The organism is Flavobacterium hydrophilum (assembly GCF_003202405.1).
Lineage (GTDB): Bacteria > Bacteroidota > Bacteroidia > Flavobacteriales > Flavobacteriaceae > Flavobacterium > Flavobacterium hydrophilum.
Window position 1 is genome coordinate 136,064 of record NZ_QJHL01000006.1, and the last position, 14,609, is coordinate 150,672.

A 14,609-nucleotide genomic window follows, 5' to 3' on the forward strand; every position below is an offset into this window, starting at 1 on the left:
TTAAGTTGCCCTACTGATTAATGTAGTTAATTTTCTTTTTTTATTTTTTATGAATAATACCTTTCAGGGAATTATTGTTGTTGCTTTTTGTTCCCGTAGAAATAAAGTGAATGATTCGTAATTTCGATATCAAATATTTCTTCGATTGTTTTTTTAATGGTTTGAATTCTTGGATCACAAAATTCAATTACTTCTCCCGAATCAGTCATGATAATATGATCGTGCTGTTTGTCGAAATAAGATTTCTCGTAGTAAGCCTGATTTTGACCAAATTGATGTTTTCTAACCAAAGCGCAGTCTAACAATAACTCAATCGTGTTGTACAAAGTTGCTCTACTTACACGATAGTTTTTGTTTTTCATTTTGATATAAAGGTTTTCTATATCAAAATGCTCTTCGCTATCGTAAATTTCCTGAAGTATAGCATAACGCTCAGGAGTTTTGCGATGCCCTTTTTGCTCAAGATACATTGTAAAAACATTTTTTACAATTTCTTGATTTCTAGTGTTGTCAGTTGAAATGAGTGTCATATCCTGCAAAGATAATTTTTTATTTTTAATGAATAAAAGTTTCGGGTTTAAAGTTTCGTTACAAAACCCTTAGAGATAGGTTAAAAAGTTAGGTTCTGTATTCTCTCGTCACTTTGTCAACGCCGTCAATTTTTTTAATGGCACTAATCATTTTTTTCAAAATAGCATTGTTTTTTACAATTACCGCCACCTGACCATGAAAAATCCCAGCATCCGTACTCAACGAAATACTCTGGATATTTACACTCATATTGTTCGAAATTACCTTTGTAAGCTGATTGGTAAGTCCCAAAACATCCATCCCGGTAATGTTGATGATTGCTTTAAATTCTTCCTGAGAAGAGTCAATCCATTTGGCGCTCATGATGCGGTAAGCATAATTTGACTGCATTCCGATAGCATTGGGACAATCTTTTTTATGTACTTTGATTCCTTCGTTTATCGTTACAAAACCAAAAACATCATCCCCTGGAATTGGGTTACAGCATTGTGAAAGTTTGTAATCGAGTTTGTCATGCTCAGTTCCAAAAACCAGCATGTCATAATTACTGCTAATAATTGGTTTATGAATATCTTCGGCAGCTGTATCTTTAGTCCTTTTGATTTTATTTTTGAAGAAATTGATAAAAGTGTTGCTTTTTTGTGCTGCATAATCTTTTAACTGTTGGTTTTCGATAGCGCCGATTCCAACACGATAAAATAAATCTAAACTTGTTTTTAATTTAAAAAAGTTAACTAATTCGTTTGTAACCTGTTCGTTAAGTGTGACTTTTAAATGTCTTAGTTTTCTGGTAAGTAATTCTTTTCCTTCTTCGGCAATTTTTTTGGTGTTCTCGTTAAGAACATTTTTGATTTTATTTTTAGCTCTCGAAGTTGTTACGTAATCAAGCCAGTTTACCGTTGGTTTTTGATTTGCAGAAGTAATTACTTCTACCTGATCACCACTTTTTAATTCGTGATTTAAAGGAACCAGACGACCATTTACACGGGTTCCTCGGGTTTTAATTCCGATTTCAGAGTGAATACTGAAAGCAAAATCAAGCGATGTAGCACCTTTTGGCAATGATTTGATTTCTCCTTTTGGTGTAAAAACGAAGATTTCCTGTGAATAGAGATTCATTTTAAAATCTTCCACAAAATCAACAGCGTTGGTTTCAGGGTTTTCCAATGCTTCACGAAGCAGGTTCAGCCAGGTGTCAAGGCCGCTTTCTTCAGATGCACCGTTTTTGTATTTGTAATGTGCAGCATATCCTTTTTCGGCAATTTCATCCATTCTTTCACTTCGAACCTGGACTTCAACCCAACGGCCTTTTGGTCCCATAACAGTAATGTGCAATGCTTCATAACCGGTTGATTTAGGAGATGAAATCCAGTCACGCAAACGGCTTGGGCTGGGTCTGTAGTGATCTGTTACAATGGAATAGATTTTCCACGCAATAAATTTTTCTTCATGAGAATCACACTTATAGACAATTCGCAATGCAAATTTGTCATAAACTTCATCAAAGCTTACATTTTGGGCACGCATTTTTCTGCGAATTGAATAAATAGATTTCGGACGGCCTTTTATGATGTAGTCAACATTTTCAGCATCCAGAGATTTTTTTAAAACATCTGAAATATCTTTTATGTAAGCATCCTGTTCTTCCTTAGTTTCCCTTATTTTGCTTACGATATCTTCATAAACAGCAGGTTCGGTATATTTTAAGCCTAAATCTTCAAGTTTGGTTTTAATATTGTAAAGTCCCAAACGATGGGCGAGAGGGGCATAAATGTATAAAGTTTCAGAAGCGATTTTGGTCTGTTTGTATTCTACCATAGACTCCATTGTCTGCATATTGTGAAGACGATCAGCCAATTTGATTAAAATAACACGGACATCATCGTTAAGAGTCAAGATCATTTTTCTGAAATTCTCTGCCTGCATAGAAGCATTCAGATCCTTTTGAACCATTGAGATTTTCGTTAAACCTTCAACTAATTGTGCCACTTTCGGATTGAATAATCGCTCAATATCTTCAACCGTAATCGGAGTGTCTTCGACAACATCGTGTAATAAGGCCGCTGCAATAGAGGTAGCTCCTAAACCAATTTCGGAAGCTACAATTTTTGCAACTGCAATAGGATGAAAGATATACGCTTCTCCGGATTTGCGTCTCTGCTCTTTATGGGCATCAACGGCAACATCAAAAGCTTTCCGAATTAGTTTTTTATCGGCAGGGGTTAAAGTTTGATAACTAATTCGAAGTAATTCCTTGTACTCTTGTGCAATTGCTTTGTTTTCTTTTTCTATATCTATTTCTATCATAACGGCATAGTTCAAGTCTTAAAAATAAGGATTTGTTTGAATATACGCAAGGGAATGGATTGCTGATTTTGGATTTTAAACTTTAAGTTTTGGAAGGTAAATTAAATGTAAATCGAGCGGAGTCAGTGATGTCAATTTGCTTAGTTTTATTCTGAAAGTTTTAAAAATGTAATAAAATGGCCTGGAAACAGCAAAAAGAAAGTCACAGACTTTTAATTTTCAACTAACAACTAAAACCCTCTTTGTCTTTTAGCTTCAAAAATCAAAATAGCCGCAGCTACTGAAACATTCATGCTGTCAATTTCGCCCTGCATAGGAATAATGATATTTTGAGTTGCGGCATCACGCCATTCCTGAGTTAATCCGGTAGCTTCTGTTCCTACCACCAAAGCCGTTGGAGTGGTGAAATTTTGTGTATGGTAAGAAGTTGAATTTTGTAATGTGGCGCAGTAAAAATCAATCTTTTTCTCTTTTAAAAAAGTAATAATTTCTGCTGTAGTTCCGGTTGCAATCTGATTGGTAAACAAACAGCCCACACTGGAGCGTACTATATTTGGATTGTATAAATCACTTTTTGGATTGGCAATTAAAACAGCATCCAGATTGGCAGCATCGGCAGTACGCAAAAGTGCACCGATATTTCCCGGTTTTTCAGGAGCTTCAGCTACCAGAATCAATGGGTTTTTAGATAATTTTAAATCTGATAATTGCAGTGATTTGGTTTTGGCTACAGCCAGAATTCCTTCAGTGGTATCGCGATAAGCAAGTTTTTGATAGACTTCTTTATTAATTTCGATTAACTGAACCGATGATGAAACCAGTTTACAAATTTGATTTTCAGTAACCAATTCAGGTAAAAATAAAACCGTTTCGATTTCGTAACCGCCTTTTAAAGCTAATGAAATTTCACGTAATCCTTCAATCAAAAATGTACCGTTCTGTTTTCGGGCTTTTGCTTTTTCCTGCAATAGAACAAGTGATTTTATAAACGGATTTTGTACGGAAGTGATTTGTTTCATTGTTTTTGAGCGACTAAGTTTCTGAGGCGCTAAGGTACTTAGTTTTTTTTTAAAGGAGCAAATCAAATGTTGGGAGAAGCAAAGTTTAAAGGTTTTGATAATCTATTCTTATATTCCAAAAAAATAATCAAAATAACTTTTTTTAGGTTCTATGCTTTTTCCTTTTCCAACTTCAATGTAATCTCCGCTAGAGTTTTGCCTCATTATTGTAATTTCATGGTTACTTTTTCTTAATATATCACCAACAAATAGTTCAGGACCTTCGTAATCGTCTTTATAAAAAAAGTTATCCTTTTCACAATAAATTTCTATTCCTCGGCCTTCTTCAATTTTCTGAATTTCACCATTAAAATATTTACTGTGAAAATCTCTGCTCATCTCGTAATAGTTTCGTTTTGAGTTGTAAGCAACAAATAAGAAAATTGAAATAATCAATCCAATAAAAATTTTTCTTGCCATTTTTGCATTTTACATTTTACAAAAAACATTTCACGGTCTACAAAATTCCCCTCGACTTAATCTCCAAATATTTATTAATAGCATCCAAAGTCAGATTCTCAGGTTGTGTCAGAACCGAATGGATTCCGTATTTCTTCAGTTCATTGGCAATTAAACGTTTTTCGAACATGAATTTTTCGGCAATTACTTTGTCATAAACTTCCTGGATGGTATCGGTTTTTTTATTGATAATTTCGTTGAGTTCGGTATTGCTGAAGAAAACAACCACTAATAAATGACTTTTTGCAATTCCTTTCAAATAAGGTAATTGGCGGTTTAGTCCGTCCATGGTTTCAAAATTGGTATACAAAATAATAAGGCTACGCTGATTGATATTTTTCTTAACATCAACATACAAACGGCTGTAATCGCTTTCAAAAAAATCAGTTTTGATGTTGTACAACGTTTCAAGGATTTTTTGCATTTGTGAACCTCTTTTTTCGGCAAAAACCCTGTTTTCTACTTTTTTGGAGAAAGCAAAAATCCCGGCTTTGTCCTGTTTTTTCAGAATCACATTTGCCAAAACCAGCGTTGAATTTATGGCATAATCCAGTAAACTCAACCCGTTAAAAGGCATTTGCATCACTCGCCCTTTATCAATAGCAAGATAAACCGACTGTGATTTTTCGTCCTGAAACTGGTTTACCATCAAAGCATTTTTCTTTGCAGTAGCTTTCCAGTTTAAAGTTCTAAGATCGTCGCCCTGAACATATTCTTTGATTTGCTCAAACTCCATCGTATGCCCAATTCGACGCATTTTCTTGATTCCATATTGAAACAGATTATTAGAAAAAGCTAATAAGTCATATTTTCTCAACTGAATATAAGACGGATATGTTGGTACCATCTTGTCTTTATCGAAAGTAAATCTTCTTGAAATTAATTTTAGAGGTGAAGAAACATAAATATTCAGATTCCCAAAGTAATATTCCCCACGCTCTGTTGGGCGCAAATCGTACCCAACTTTATCCTGAGCTGATGCTTTAATAGTTCTTTCTATTTTGAAATCACGCACCTGAAACTGAAACGGGATTTCATCAATAATTTTAATTAAAATAGGGAAAGTGTAATAGTTTTTGATCGAAATATTTACCGGATTTAAATCACCATTAGAAAGTTTTTCAGGCATTTCCCTTGAAGCTTCAATTCCGATTCGGGCGATATATAAAATCAAAATATCGAGTGCTACAAAAGTAATTAATACCAAAACGACAAACCAGACGGCATTATATAAATTCGGAAAAATAAAAGCACAGACAAACAGTCCGATGATACCCGAAAGTACATAGAAAAAGAAATTATTGAGGTATAGACTTTTTATGAATTTCATGCCGCTCTGAATAAATTGATAGTTTACTGGCCAATAATTATGGGAGTTTTACCATCTGTAATGATAACTTTGTTGCGTGTGTTTCTAATTGCTTCAATCCATTGCTGCTGTAAAACTTCTTTGGTAAGTCCTGAAGACTGTACACGGTTGGTTTCTGCGTCAATGCGGGCTTTTTCTAACAGCATTTTTGATGTTTCCAATTCATTTCGGACTTCATTTGCTTTTTGGATAGCATTGTTTCGTTTTTCAATCGCATCCGCCATAGATTTTGGAGGTGTAAGTCCGGAAGTCAAGGTGTTTAAAGTGAAAAATTTTGCAGCGAATTTGAGTTTCAGTTTTTCTTCTACATTTCTTTCAAAAGAACCCAGATTATTCATTAACGAATCTGTCGTATAATTTCGGGCCTCTTCACGATAGGCATCAATAGCCAGTTTATCCAATACATTTGCCTCAACATTGTCAAGGAATCCTTCACCTGTTCCCAGATGTTTGTAATTTAAAATGATACTTGGTCCTTTTGTTCTGGTTACCTGATACGTATAGGTTGGATCGACAGTAAACATTCCGGCATCTTTAGCAGAAACCTGTACAGCATCAACATCTGATTTTTGCTCAAACATAGGAACCTGATACAATTCACTTCCTGGCCCTAATGGTCCCTGAGCACCGGTAACAACTGTAAAGGATTCAATTCCGTTTCTTCCATAATCAGTCATTAAGACACCCTCATAATTGGGTTCAGGGCGGTTACAGGAAATTAATGTGCCTATTAAAATTGTTGACAGTAAAATTTTTTTCATTTTATTTTTGATTTTTTTCTTTAAAGAAGGCTTTGTAAGGAAATAAGATTAAGATTAAAATGCTGATAATAAAAGTAATTATCCAAAACAATGGGGCTCTGCTTCTAAACACAATCATGTTTGCAATAACCATTAAGGATATTATAATAGCAAATGCCAAAATTTTTAAAGCAGGTTTTTTCATTGTTTCTAATTTAGCATTTTAATATTTTATTTATCTCGGAATTTCAACTGTTTCAATGATCTGTTTGATGATTTCTGCACTTGTAATTCCTTCCATTTCACGTTCAGGAGCAACAATTACACGGTGTTGTAAAACAGGAACAGCAGCTTCTTTAATATCCTCAGGCGTTACAAAATCTCGTCCACGAATGGCTGCAAAACCTTTCGAAGCATTTAAAATAGCTATTGAGGCACGGGGAGAAGCTCCTAAGTATAAAAAGGCATTTTCCCTTGTGTTTACCACAATTCTGGCAATGTATTCCAGTAAATTTTGCTCTACTCTTATTTGTTTGATCAGGGCCTGATATCCTTTTATTTCTTCTGCAGAAAGTAGTGTTTTGATTGCTTCTAATTTTCCGTGGTCCTGTAATGAATGTTCTCTTTGTATAATTAGGATTTCTTCGTCTAATTTTGGATAATCAATTGAAATTTTGAATAAAAAACGATCCAGTTGCGCTTCAGGCAAACGATAAGTTCCTTCCTGCTCAATTGGGTTTTGTGTAGCGATAACCAAAAACGGGGTTTCAAGCTGGTAGGCAGAACCATCAATGGTAATCTGGCGTTCTTCCATTACTTCAAAAAGTGCTGCCTGAGTCTTGGCAGGGGCACGATTAATCTCGTCAATTAAAATCAGATTAGAAAAGATAGGTCCTTGCTTGAATTCAAATTCTGAACTTTTTAAATTAAAAATGGAAGTTCCTAAAATATCTGAAGGCATTAAATCCGGTGTAAACTGAATTCTGCTAAAGCCAATATTTAAGGTTTTCGACAATAATTTAGCAGTAATGGTTTTGGCAACTCCGGGAACACCTTCCAAAAGAACATGACCGTTGGATAAAATGGCAACCAAAAGCTGGTCAATCATTTTATGTTGTCCGACAATTACCGTTTCAATTTCTTTTTTGATACTGTTAACGTGGTCTAAAAGTGGTGCCAGATTTAACCTGGTTTCAAAATTCACATTCTCGTTAGTGATTTCGGTTTCTGATGTATTGATATCGTCCATGTTTGGTATGTTTTCTTTGATAAATTTCAGTTAAATATTAATGTAAAACTTTTTCTATTGCATTATTGATTCTGATTAAATCTTCTTCAAGACTTCCGTGGTAACTTTTTCGATGTTCGTTAATCAAAAATACAAGTTCCCTAATGTCATTTTCATCTTTCCCGGATTTGTGATGCAGTTTTTTTATAAAATCATCATCCAGTTTTGAAGTGTCCATCAAATATTCATTTCGGATTCTTTCCAGAAAATAAATAATTTTTTTGTCAATAATATTATCGTGATCACCTTCCTGATAATATAAATTCCCGATGGTTTTGGTGAAATCAACAGTTAAATTAGGCAGCGGTTTTAGTATCGGAACAATTCTTTGTTTTCGCTTGGCGTTAAAAAGAATAAAAATCAAAATTGCAATTAAAGCCAGGTAAAATGCCGCTTTTAAAGCCGGCTGACTTAAAATATAGCGCAACGGAGAATCAGAAATTGACTCGCTGTTTTGTCCTTTTGTGTACCAATAAACATCTCCTTTTGGAATATAAGAAAGAACACTTTGGGCATATTGATAATGATCGTCTTTTAATAAATGAAAATTAGAAAAAGCGGCGGGTTGGGTATGCAAATAAAAGTAACCGTTTACGTATGGAATCTTTATGAAATTGATGCGTTTCTGATTTTCTTTATTACCCTGATAACCTAAAACAGTAGTGTTTAAAGTATCAATTTTCGAAAAATAATAATTACCCATCCCCTCAGTCAGATGAAACTTTTTGGTGTTTACATTTTTATTAGCCAGCCAGACAGAGGTACTGTCGGAATACTCAAAATCAGTTCTGAAATCGATTTTCAAACTGTCTAAAATCGGTTGAGGAAAGGTTTTCATGCTTAGAAAAGCACTATTTCCATGCGAAACAAAATAAAAAAGTTCCTTCATGGACTGATCGTCAATAGAAGCAAATTCGGTAATGTTAAGGAAAGTTCCTTTTATATTGTAAGTACCCACAATTGTGTCAGGTACATATTTAGAATCTAAAAACTCGTAAGGTGTCAGTGCTGAGACTCTTTCAAGTTTTTGCTTTTTTAAAAGTCCGTCAATTTCTTTATTAAATACAAATAATCCAAACGGAATTTTGTCGTTTACCGAATAGGTTGGAGTCCAGTCAATTTTTTTTGGTGAATTGCTCCCTGCCAGTAAAATTATGGCAAAAACCAGAACCAGTATAGCGATATAAATTTTCATCGATTTACCCATGGCTAAAGGTTTTTAGGGATTTTTTAAATTGGTTTTCGGCTTTTATGAAAGCAGTTTCGTCGATTTCAAATTCGCCATACCAGATATAATTGTATAAGTATGACAAATAGGTAAATTCTTCTTTGTGAGCAGGATTTTTAATTTCGTATAAATAATCGGTATTGGTTTTTTCGATGTCCCATTCGATATAATGATTTTTGGCCATCACTTTTAATAGCCACAGATAATAGTACCGAACAGCAATTCTTTTTTCTCCGGTTTCGATGCTTTCTTTAATCAGTTTTTCAAAATCCAGAAGGTGGATGTTTTTTTCAATATCGGAATAATGAACCACTTTTTGTTTTGCTTCTTTGCTGAAAATCCAATGACCTTCTTTGCTAATCAAAGCCTTGACAATTAGATAGATTACAAAAATAACAATAAGTGCAGCTAATATTTTTAATAGAAGTGTCACAAAATTAAGTGAAGCCTGCGGATTTTTAAAAGAGAATATATTTCTGAAAATTCCTGCCAGCCATTCTTTAAAATAATCCCACCAATTTTTTTCCGGAGTTTTTTGTTCATATACAAAATCACTGTCGGTATATTCTTTTTTGAAATTTTTCTGAAATGTTTTTTTAGCAATGGTATCCTCATCGATGTAAATATCTGCTTCCGTATATTTTACAGAAACAACTTTTGGAGGTTCGGTTTTAACCAAAGAATCCTGCGCATTCGAGATACTGCAGTAAAAAACAAAGGATAAAACGAGTAAAAGTCTATTCATTATTGGTTAAGGTTAATTCAATTGGCTTATAGCTGTTGTGTTTTTTTGTGAACAATAGAAGGATAAACCAAATAATAGAAAGAGATAACACCCAAAGTAAAAAGAATGATAAAACTGCTAAGCCAATTGGGCATATCAATAGAGTATCGGGTAATGAAACCTTCAAGAAATCCGGCGCTGATTGTAAAAGGAAATGTGCTCAGGAATATCTTGAAACTGTTTTTAAAACCTATTTTAAAAGAATTTGCCCTTGAAAATGTTTTAGGAAATAAAATAGATGCCCCTAAAATAAATCCGGCAGCGGTTTCAATGACAATGGCAAATATTTCCATAGAACCGTGAATCCAGATTCCTCGAACACTTTTCCAGAATACATTTTGTTCATAAAAAAAATATTGAAACGCCCCCAACATAATACAGTTTTGCAAGGAGATATATAGTGTGCCAATACCGGCAAAAAGACCCCAGATATAACATCTTGCACCAACATAAAGGTTGTTCATGGTAATGCCTACAAAACTGCCCCAGTTACTTCCGGAAGCATAAACTGCTACGGGATTTCCTTTTTTAATATTGTCTAAAGTCATATTGACATACGCATCACCCAAAATCAACCTGACAAAATCCTGATCGTATCTGGCAGAGACTACGCCAATAGCAACTGTAACAAAAAATAAGGTAAATGCATACAGCAAATATCTTCTGTAGTCATAAACCAATAAGGGTACTTCAGTTTTAAAAAATTCCAGAAACCTGTTTTTTTCTGCTCGTTTGGTTTTGTAAATCTTTTGATAAATCTGTGATGCAAGATGATTTAAGTAAATAACGGTTTTACTTTTTGGATAATAGGTTTGCGCATACGACAGATCATTCATCATTTGAATGTACAAATTAGCTAACTCATCAGGATTTTTTTTAGCTTTACCAAAAATAGCCAGTTCAAATTCCAGCCATTTTTCTTTATTTTGTTTTATGAATGCAACTTCTCTCATTGAGGGCTAAAATATAAAATATGTCAGAATTATCTATTAACACAACACAAAATGTTAAAATAAATTTTATAGCCGCTTCTGCAGGCGAGCGAATGGGCTCGTATTTTATCGATTTGATTATTAAAATTGCCTATGGAATAATGGTTTATCTGATTTTTTTCAAGTGGCTGGATCTGGATCGTTTATTCCAAAAATTAGATCAATGGTCAGTTGGTACAATTATTTTAGGGTTTTATTTTCCGGTTATGATTTATTCGCTTACTCTTGAAAGCGTTTTTGAAGGACAAACGATAGGAAAAAAACTGACCAAAATAAAAGTGGTGAAAATTGACGGTTATCAGGCCGGTTTTGGAGATTATCTGATGCGATGGTTTTTCAGGCTGATCGATATTTCAATTCTTAACGGAATTATAGCACTGATTACTGTAGTTTCAAGTAAAAAAGGACAACGATTGGGGGATATGGTAGCAGGAACTTCAGTAATTACCTTAAAAAACAAAATTGATATAAGCCATACTATTCTGGAAGAAATAGGAGAAACATATACACCAACTTATCCTTTGGTAATAAAATTATCAGACAATGATATGCGAATTATAAAAGAAACATTTTTAAGAGCTGAGGCAAAAAATGATTACGAAATCATTTATAAACTGGTTCATAAAATTGAAAGTGTTGCCGGAATTAAAAATCAGTCAATTGGAGATCCTGCAGGTTTTATTCGAACGGTTTTAAAAGATTATAATTTCTATACTCAGAATATGTAATTTTAAACAAAAACTTTACAGTGGAAAAATTTGAATCTAAAATTGATCTTTGGTTAGTGCTTTTTTTAAGTGTTATATTTGGCGGGATAGCAATAAAATTAGCACTTGACGGAGTCTGGGGAAGTTTAATACCTATAGTTTTTACAATAGCTTTTATTGTCCATATGTTTACTACAACTTTCTATATCATTGAAAGTGAAAATCTGATTATAAAATGTGGTTTTCTTATTAATATTTCAATTTCTGTTACAGCCATAAAAAAGATTTCAGAAACCAATAATGTAATGAGTTCTCCTGCACTTTCTTTAGACCGGCTTGAAATTCTGTATAATAAATTTGATACAGTCATGATTTCTCCAAAAGATAAAACTAAATTTATTGAGGCAATTCAAAAAATAAATCCTCAGGTAGAAATAAAATTAAAGAATAAAACCTTAGTAACTTAGCGTCTCAGCAACTTAGAATCTCAAAAAAATGTTCCATCTGTTAGATATTATCGGTACAATGGCGTTTGCTATGTCAGGTGCATTGACAGCCATGCATAAAAGACTGGACCCGTTTGGTGTTTTTATCATTGCTTTTGTTACAGCAGTTGGTGGCGGAACTCTTCGTGATGTTCTGATCGGGAGAACTCCGGTTGGCTGGATGCTGGATTTAAAATATGTTTATGTGATTATTTTAGGTTTTGGATTGGCAATTCTGTTTAGAAAAAAATTTGATAAGCTTCGTACCTCTTTATTTTTGTTTGACACAATCGGATTAGGGGTTTTTACCTTAATTGGTCTTGAAAAAGGAATTTCTATTGGCCTGCATCCTGTAATTTGTATTGCCTTAGGAACAATGACTGCCTGTTTTGGAGGAGTAATCCGTGATATTTTGTGTACAGAAATTCCAACGATATTCCGAAGAGAAATTTATGCTACAATTTGTATTTTCGGCGGAATTGTATTTTTTGCTTTGCGAAGCCTTGATCTGGATAAAGATATTTTATATTTAACGACTTCAATTGTTATAATTTCGGTACGTTTAATGGCTGTGAAATTCAAATGGTATTTGCCGGCATTTGATCATAAATAAAAAAGAAATTGACTATATATACCGTAAAAAAATATACTGAAACCGATTATAATATCTGGAATGACTTTATTGCTCAGGCCAAAAATGCTACGTTTTTATTTCACAGGGATTTTATGGAATATCATAAGGATCGTTTTGAGGATTATTCTTTATTGGTCTTTGAAGATAAAAAGTTAGTTGCAGTTTTACCGGCAAATAGAAAAGGAATTTCCGTGTATTCTCATCAGGGGCTTACATATGGAGGCTTAGTATATTCTTCTAAAATAAAGGCAGAAAGAGTAGAGTCAATTTTAGATACTATTTTATTCTTTCTCAAACAAAATACAATTGAAACTTTTTTTTATAAACCAATTCCAGGTTTTTATCTTCTTTGGGGCAATAGTGAAACTGACTTTTTCTTAACAAAAAAAGGAGCAATTTTAGAACGCAAAGAAATGAATTTAGCTTTAAATTTAATTGCTCCGCTGCATATTTCGAAAAGTAAACTAAAACATTTCAGACGAATCGAAAATCTTCATTTAGAAATTATTGAAGAAAACAATCTATATCATTTTTGGGAAAAAGTTTTAGAACCCCGATTGTTAGAAAAACACAACACAAAACCGGTTCATACAAAGGAAGAAATCACTAAGCTAAAAAATAGCTTTCCTCAAAATATCAGACAGTTTTCAGTTTATTTTGGCGACACAATCATTGCAGGGATAACTATCTTTGAAATAGAGAATACCGTTAAATCACAATATGGAGCTACAACTGTAAAAGGAGAAGAGCTTAGAGCTCTTGATTATTTATTTATCACCTTAATTGAAAAATATAAAAGGGAAGGCAAATATTTTTTTGATATGGGTATTGTGGGAGACAATAACGAAAAAGGATATAATTCAGGACTCTTAAAGCAAAAAGAAGAGTTAGGCTGCTCCGTTTATAATCAGGACTTTTACAAAATAACTATTTAATGATAAAATTTCTAGACCTTAAAAAAATAAATGAGCCTTACGAAACGACTTTTCAGGAAAAACTGAAATCAGTTTTGGATAATGGCTGGTATATTTTAGGAAAGGAAACAGAAGCATTTGAAAACAATTTCTCGAATTATTGTGGAGCTAAATATTGTATTGGAGTTGGTAATGGTCTTGATGCATTAGTTTTAATTTTTAAAGGTTATATCGAATTAGGAAAACTTCGGAAAGGTGATGAAGTCATCGTTCCGGCAAATACTTATATTGCTAGTATTCTGGCAATTTTGCAGGCAGGGTTAGTTCCGGTTTTGGTAGAACCAAAACTTGAAACTTATATTATTGATCCGGATTTAATCGAATGTAAGATTAATTCAAAAACTAAAGCCATTCTTGTAGTTCATTTATATGGACAATTGGCAGAAATGAGCCAAATCAATGCAATTGCAAATCAGCATAATCTTTTAGTTATAGAAGATGCGGCACAAGCTCATGGTGCTGAAAATAGACAATCTAATAATCCAGAATCTGCAGTTGCCTATAGTTTTTATCCGGGCAAAAATTTAGGGGCCTTGGGAGATGGAGGAGCGATTACCACAAATGATTCTGAACTGGCAAAAGTGATTTTTTCACTTCGGAATTATGGTTCTGAAGTAAAATATCAAAATGAATATGTTGGCATAAATTCAAGATTGGATGAGTTACAGGCGGCTTTCTTAAATTTGAAATTAGTCAATTTAGATGAGGATAACAAAAAACGCCGTGAAGTTGCTAAAAGGTATTTATCTGAAATTAAAAATGAGAAGATAATATTACCCTTTTGGAATTTCTCGCACAATCATGTGTTTCATTTGTTTGTTATCCGAAGCCACAATAGAGATCATTTACAAGATTATTTATCAAAAAACGGAATTCAGGCCATGATTCATTATCCCATTCCGCCACATAAGCAAAAAGCTTTTTCAGACTGGAATCATTTATCTTTTCCGGTTACTGAAAAGATACACAATGAAGTTTTAAGTTTACCAATGAGCCCTGTAATGACAGGTGATGAGGTGAGTTTTGTAATCGAAATTTTAAATAAATATTAAA

15 protein-coding genes are annotated in these 14,609 nt (G+C 33.5%); 5 read left to right on the forward strand and 10 right to left on the reverse strand.

Annotation, left to right across the window (positions count from 1 at the left end):
* Nucleotides 1-71: 71 nt before the first annotated feature.
* The 10 genes from DMB68_RS20550 to DMB68_RS20600 form a co-directional block, all read right to left on the reverse strand.
* Nucleotides 72-530, reverse strand: a complete 459-nt coding sequence (locus DMB68_RS20550; RefSeq protein ID WP_110348512.1) for a Fur family transcriptional regulator — start codon at nt 528-530, stop codon at nt 72-74.
* An 88-nt stretch (nt 531-618) separates the two neighbouring features.
* A complete protein-coding gene (locus DMB68_RS20555; RefSeq protein WP_110348513.1) occupies nt 619-2,838 on the reverse strand; it encodes a RelA/SpoT family protein in 2,220 nt (739 codons plus the stop codon).
* 230 nt (nt 2,839-3,068) lie between these two features.
* On the reverse strand, nt 3,069-3,857 hold the full coding sequence (locus DMB68_RS20560) for a TrmH family RNA methyltransferase (protein WP_110348514.1): 789 nt from the start codon (nt 3,855-3,857) through the stop codon (nt 3,069-3,071).
* Between the two features lie 108 nt (nt 3,858-3,965).
* Nucleotides 3,966-4,316, reverse strand: coding sequence for a hypothetical protein (locus tag DMB68_RS20565; RefSeq protein WP_110348515.1), 351 nt, complete (start codon nt 4,314-4,316; stop codon nt 3,966-3,968).
* A gap of 37 nt (nt 4,317-4,353) precedes the next feature.
* The gene (locus DMB68_RS20570) at nt 4,354-5,685 is read right to left on the reverse strand and encodes a DUF58 domain-containing protein (RefSeq protein ID WP_110348516.1); all 1,332 of its coding nucleotides are present in this window, start codon (nt 5,683-5,685) and stop codon (nt 4,354-4,356) included.
* Between the two features lie 23 nt (nt 5,686-5,708).
* Nucleotides 5,709-6,485, reverse strand: coding sequence for an SPFH domain-containing protein (locus DMB68_RS20575; RefSeq protein WP_110348517.1), 777 nt, complete (start codon nt 6,483-6,485; stop codon nt 5,709-5,711).
* A 214-nt stretch (nt 6,486-6,699) separates the two neighbouring features.
* Complete coding sequence (locus DMB68_RS20585) at nt 6,700-7,713, reverse strand: AAA family ATPase (RefSeq protein ID WP_110348519.1); 1,014 nt, start codon at nt 7,711-7,713, stop codon at nt 6,700-6,702.
* A gap of 37 nt (nt 7,714-7,750) precedes the next feature.
* Complete coding sequence (locus tag DMB68_RS20590) at nt 7,751-8,959, reverse strand: DUF4350 domain-containing protein (protein ID WP_110348520.1); 1,209 nt, start codon at nt 8,957-8,959, stop codon at nt 7,751-7,753.
* Nucleotides 8,952-9,725: a DUF4129 domain-containing protein gene (locus DMB68_RS20595; protein ID WP_110348521.1), complete on the reverse strand. Its 774-nt coding sequence runs from the start codon at nt 9,723-9,725 to the stop codon at nt 8,952-8,954. Before DMB68_RS20595 ends, DMB68_RS20590 begins: the two co-directional genes overlap by 8 nt.
* A gap of 26 nt (nt 9,726-9,751) precedes the next feature.
* Nucleotides 9,752-10,717, reverse strand: coding sequence for a stage II sporulation protein M (locus tag DMB68_RS20600; RefSeq protein ID WP_110348522.1), 966 nt, complete (start codon nt 10,715-10,717; stop codon nt 9,752-9,754).
* 20 nt (nt 10,718-10,737) lie between these two features.
* On the opposite strand from DMB68_RS20600, the gene DMB68_RS20605 reads away from it, so the two are divergent.
* From DMB68_RS20605 to DMB68_RS20625, 5 genes are read left to right on the forward strand one after another with little or no spacing between them, the layout of a single operon-like run.
* Nucleotides 10,738-11,484, forward strand: a complete 747-nt coding sequence (locus DMB68_RS20605) for an RDD family protein (RefSeq protein WP_110348523.1) — start codon at nt 10,738-10,740, stop codon at nt 11,482-11,484.
* Nucleotides 11,485-11,504: 20 nt separating this feature from the next.
* A complete protein-coding gene (locus tag DMB68_RS20610) occupies nt 11,505-11,930 on the forward strand; it encodes a PH domain-containing protein (RefSeq protein ID WP_110348524.1) in 426 nt (141 codons plus the stop codon).
* A 28-nt stretch (nt 11,931-11,958) separates the two neighbouring features.
* Nucleotides 11,959-12,561, forward strand: coding sequence for a trimeric intracellular cation channel family protein (locus DMB68_RS20615; RefSeq protein WP_110348525.1), 603 nt, complete (start codon nt 11,959-11,961; stop codon nt 12,559-12,561).
* 8 nt (nt 12,562-12,569) lie between these two features.
* Nucleotides 12,570-13,517 carry a GNAT family N-acetyltransferase gene (locus DMB68_RS20620; protein WP_110348526.1) on the forward strand — a complete coding sequence of 316 codons (948 nt, stop codon included), beginning with the start codon at nt 12,570-12,572 and terminating at the stop codon, nt 13,515-13,517.
* A complete protein-coding gene (locus DMB68_RS20625; protein ID WP_110348527.1) occupies nt 13,517-14,608 on the forward strand; it encodes a DegT/DnrJ/EryC1/StrS family aminotransferase in 1,092 nt (363 codons plus the stop codon). The genes DMB68_RS20620 and DMB68_RS20625 overlap by 1 nt, the downstream gene beginning before the upstream one ends.
* Nucleotide 14,609 lies beyond the last annotated feature (1 nt).

Excerpts from the sequence above, each read along its gene's own strand:
- DMB68_RS20590 (WP_110348520.1), bottom strand. The coding sequence starts at position 8,959 with ATGGGTAAATCGATGAAAATTTATATCGCTATACTGGTTCTGGTTTTT.
- DMB68_RS20565 (WP_110348515.1), bottom strand. The coding sequence starts at position 4,316 with ATGGCAAGAAAAATTTTTATTGGATTGATTATTTCAATTTTCTTATTT.
- DMB68_RS20625 (WP_110348527.1), top strand. The coding sequence starts at position 13,517 with ATGATAAAATTTCTAGACCTTAAAAAAATAAATGAGCCTTACGAAACG.
- DMB68_RS20570 (WP_110348516.1), bottom strand. The coding sequence starts at position 5,685 with ATGAAATTCATAAAAAGTCTATACCTCAATAATTTCTTTTTCTATGTA.
- DMB68_RS20585 (WP_110348519.1), bottom strand. The coding sequence starts at position 7,713 with ATGGACGATATCAATACATCAGAAACCGAAATCACTAACGAGAATGTG.
- DMB68_RS20605 (WP_110348523.1), top strand. The coding sequence starts at position 10,738 with ATGTCAGAATTATCTATTAACACAACACAAAATGTTAAAATAAATTTT.
- DMB68_RS20600 (WP_110348522.1), bottom strand. The coding sequence starts at position 10,717 with ATGAGAGAAGTTGCATTCATAAAACAAAATAAAGAAAAATGGCTGGAA.
- DMB68_RS20575 (WP_110348517.1), bottom strand. The coding sequence starts at position 6,485 with ATGAAAAAAATTTTACTGTCAACAATTTTAATAGGCACATTAATTTCC.
- DMB68_RS20555 (WP_110348513.1), bottom strand. The coding sequence starts at position 2,838 with ATGATAGAAATAGATATAGAAAAAGAAAACAAAGCAATTGCACAAGAG.
- DMB68_RS20595 (WP_110348521.1), bottom strand. The coding sequence starts at position 9,725 with ATGAATAGACTTTTACTCGTTTTATCCTTTGTTTTTTACTGCAGTATC.
- DMB68_RS20560 (WP_110348514.1), bottom strand. The coding sequence starts at position 3,857 with ATGAAACAAATCACTTCCGTACAAAATCCGTTTATAAAATCACTTGTT.
- DMB68_RS20615 (WP_110348525.1), top strand. The coding sequence starts at position 11,959 with ATGTTCCATCTGTTAGATATTATCGGTACAATGGCGTTTGCTATGTCA.
- DMB68_RS20550 (WP_110348512.1), bottom strand. The coding sequence starts at position 530 with ATGACACTCATTTCAACTGACAACACTAGAAATCAAGAAATTGTAAAA.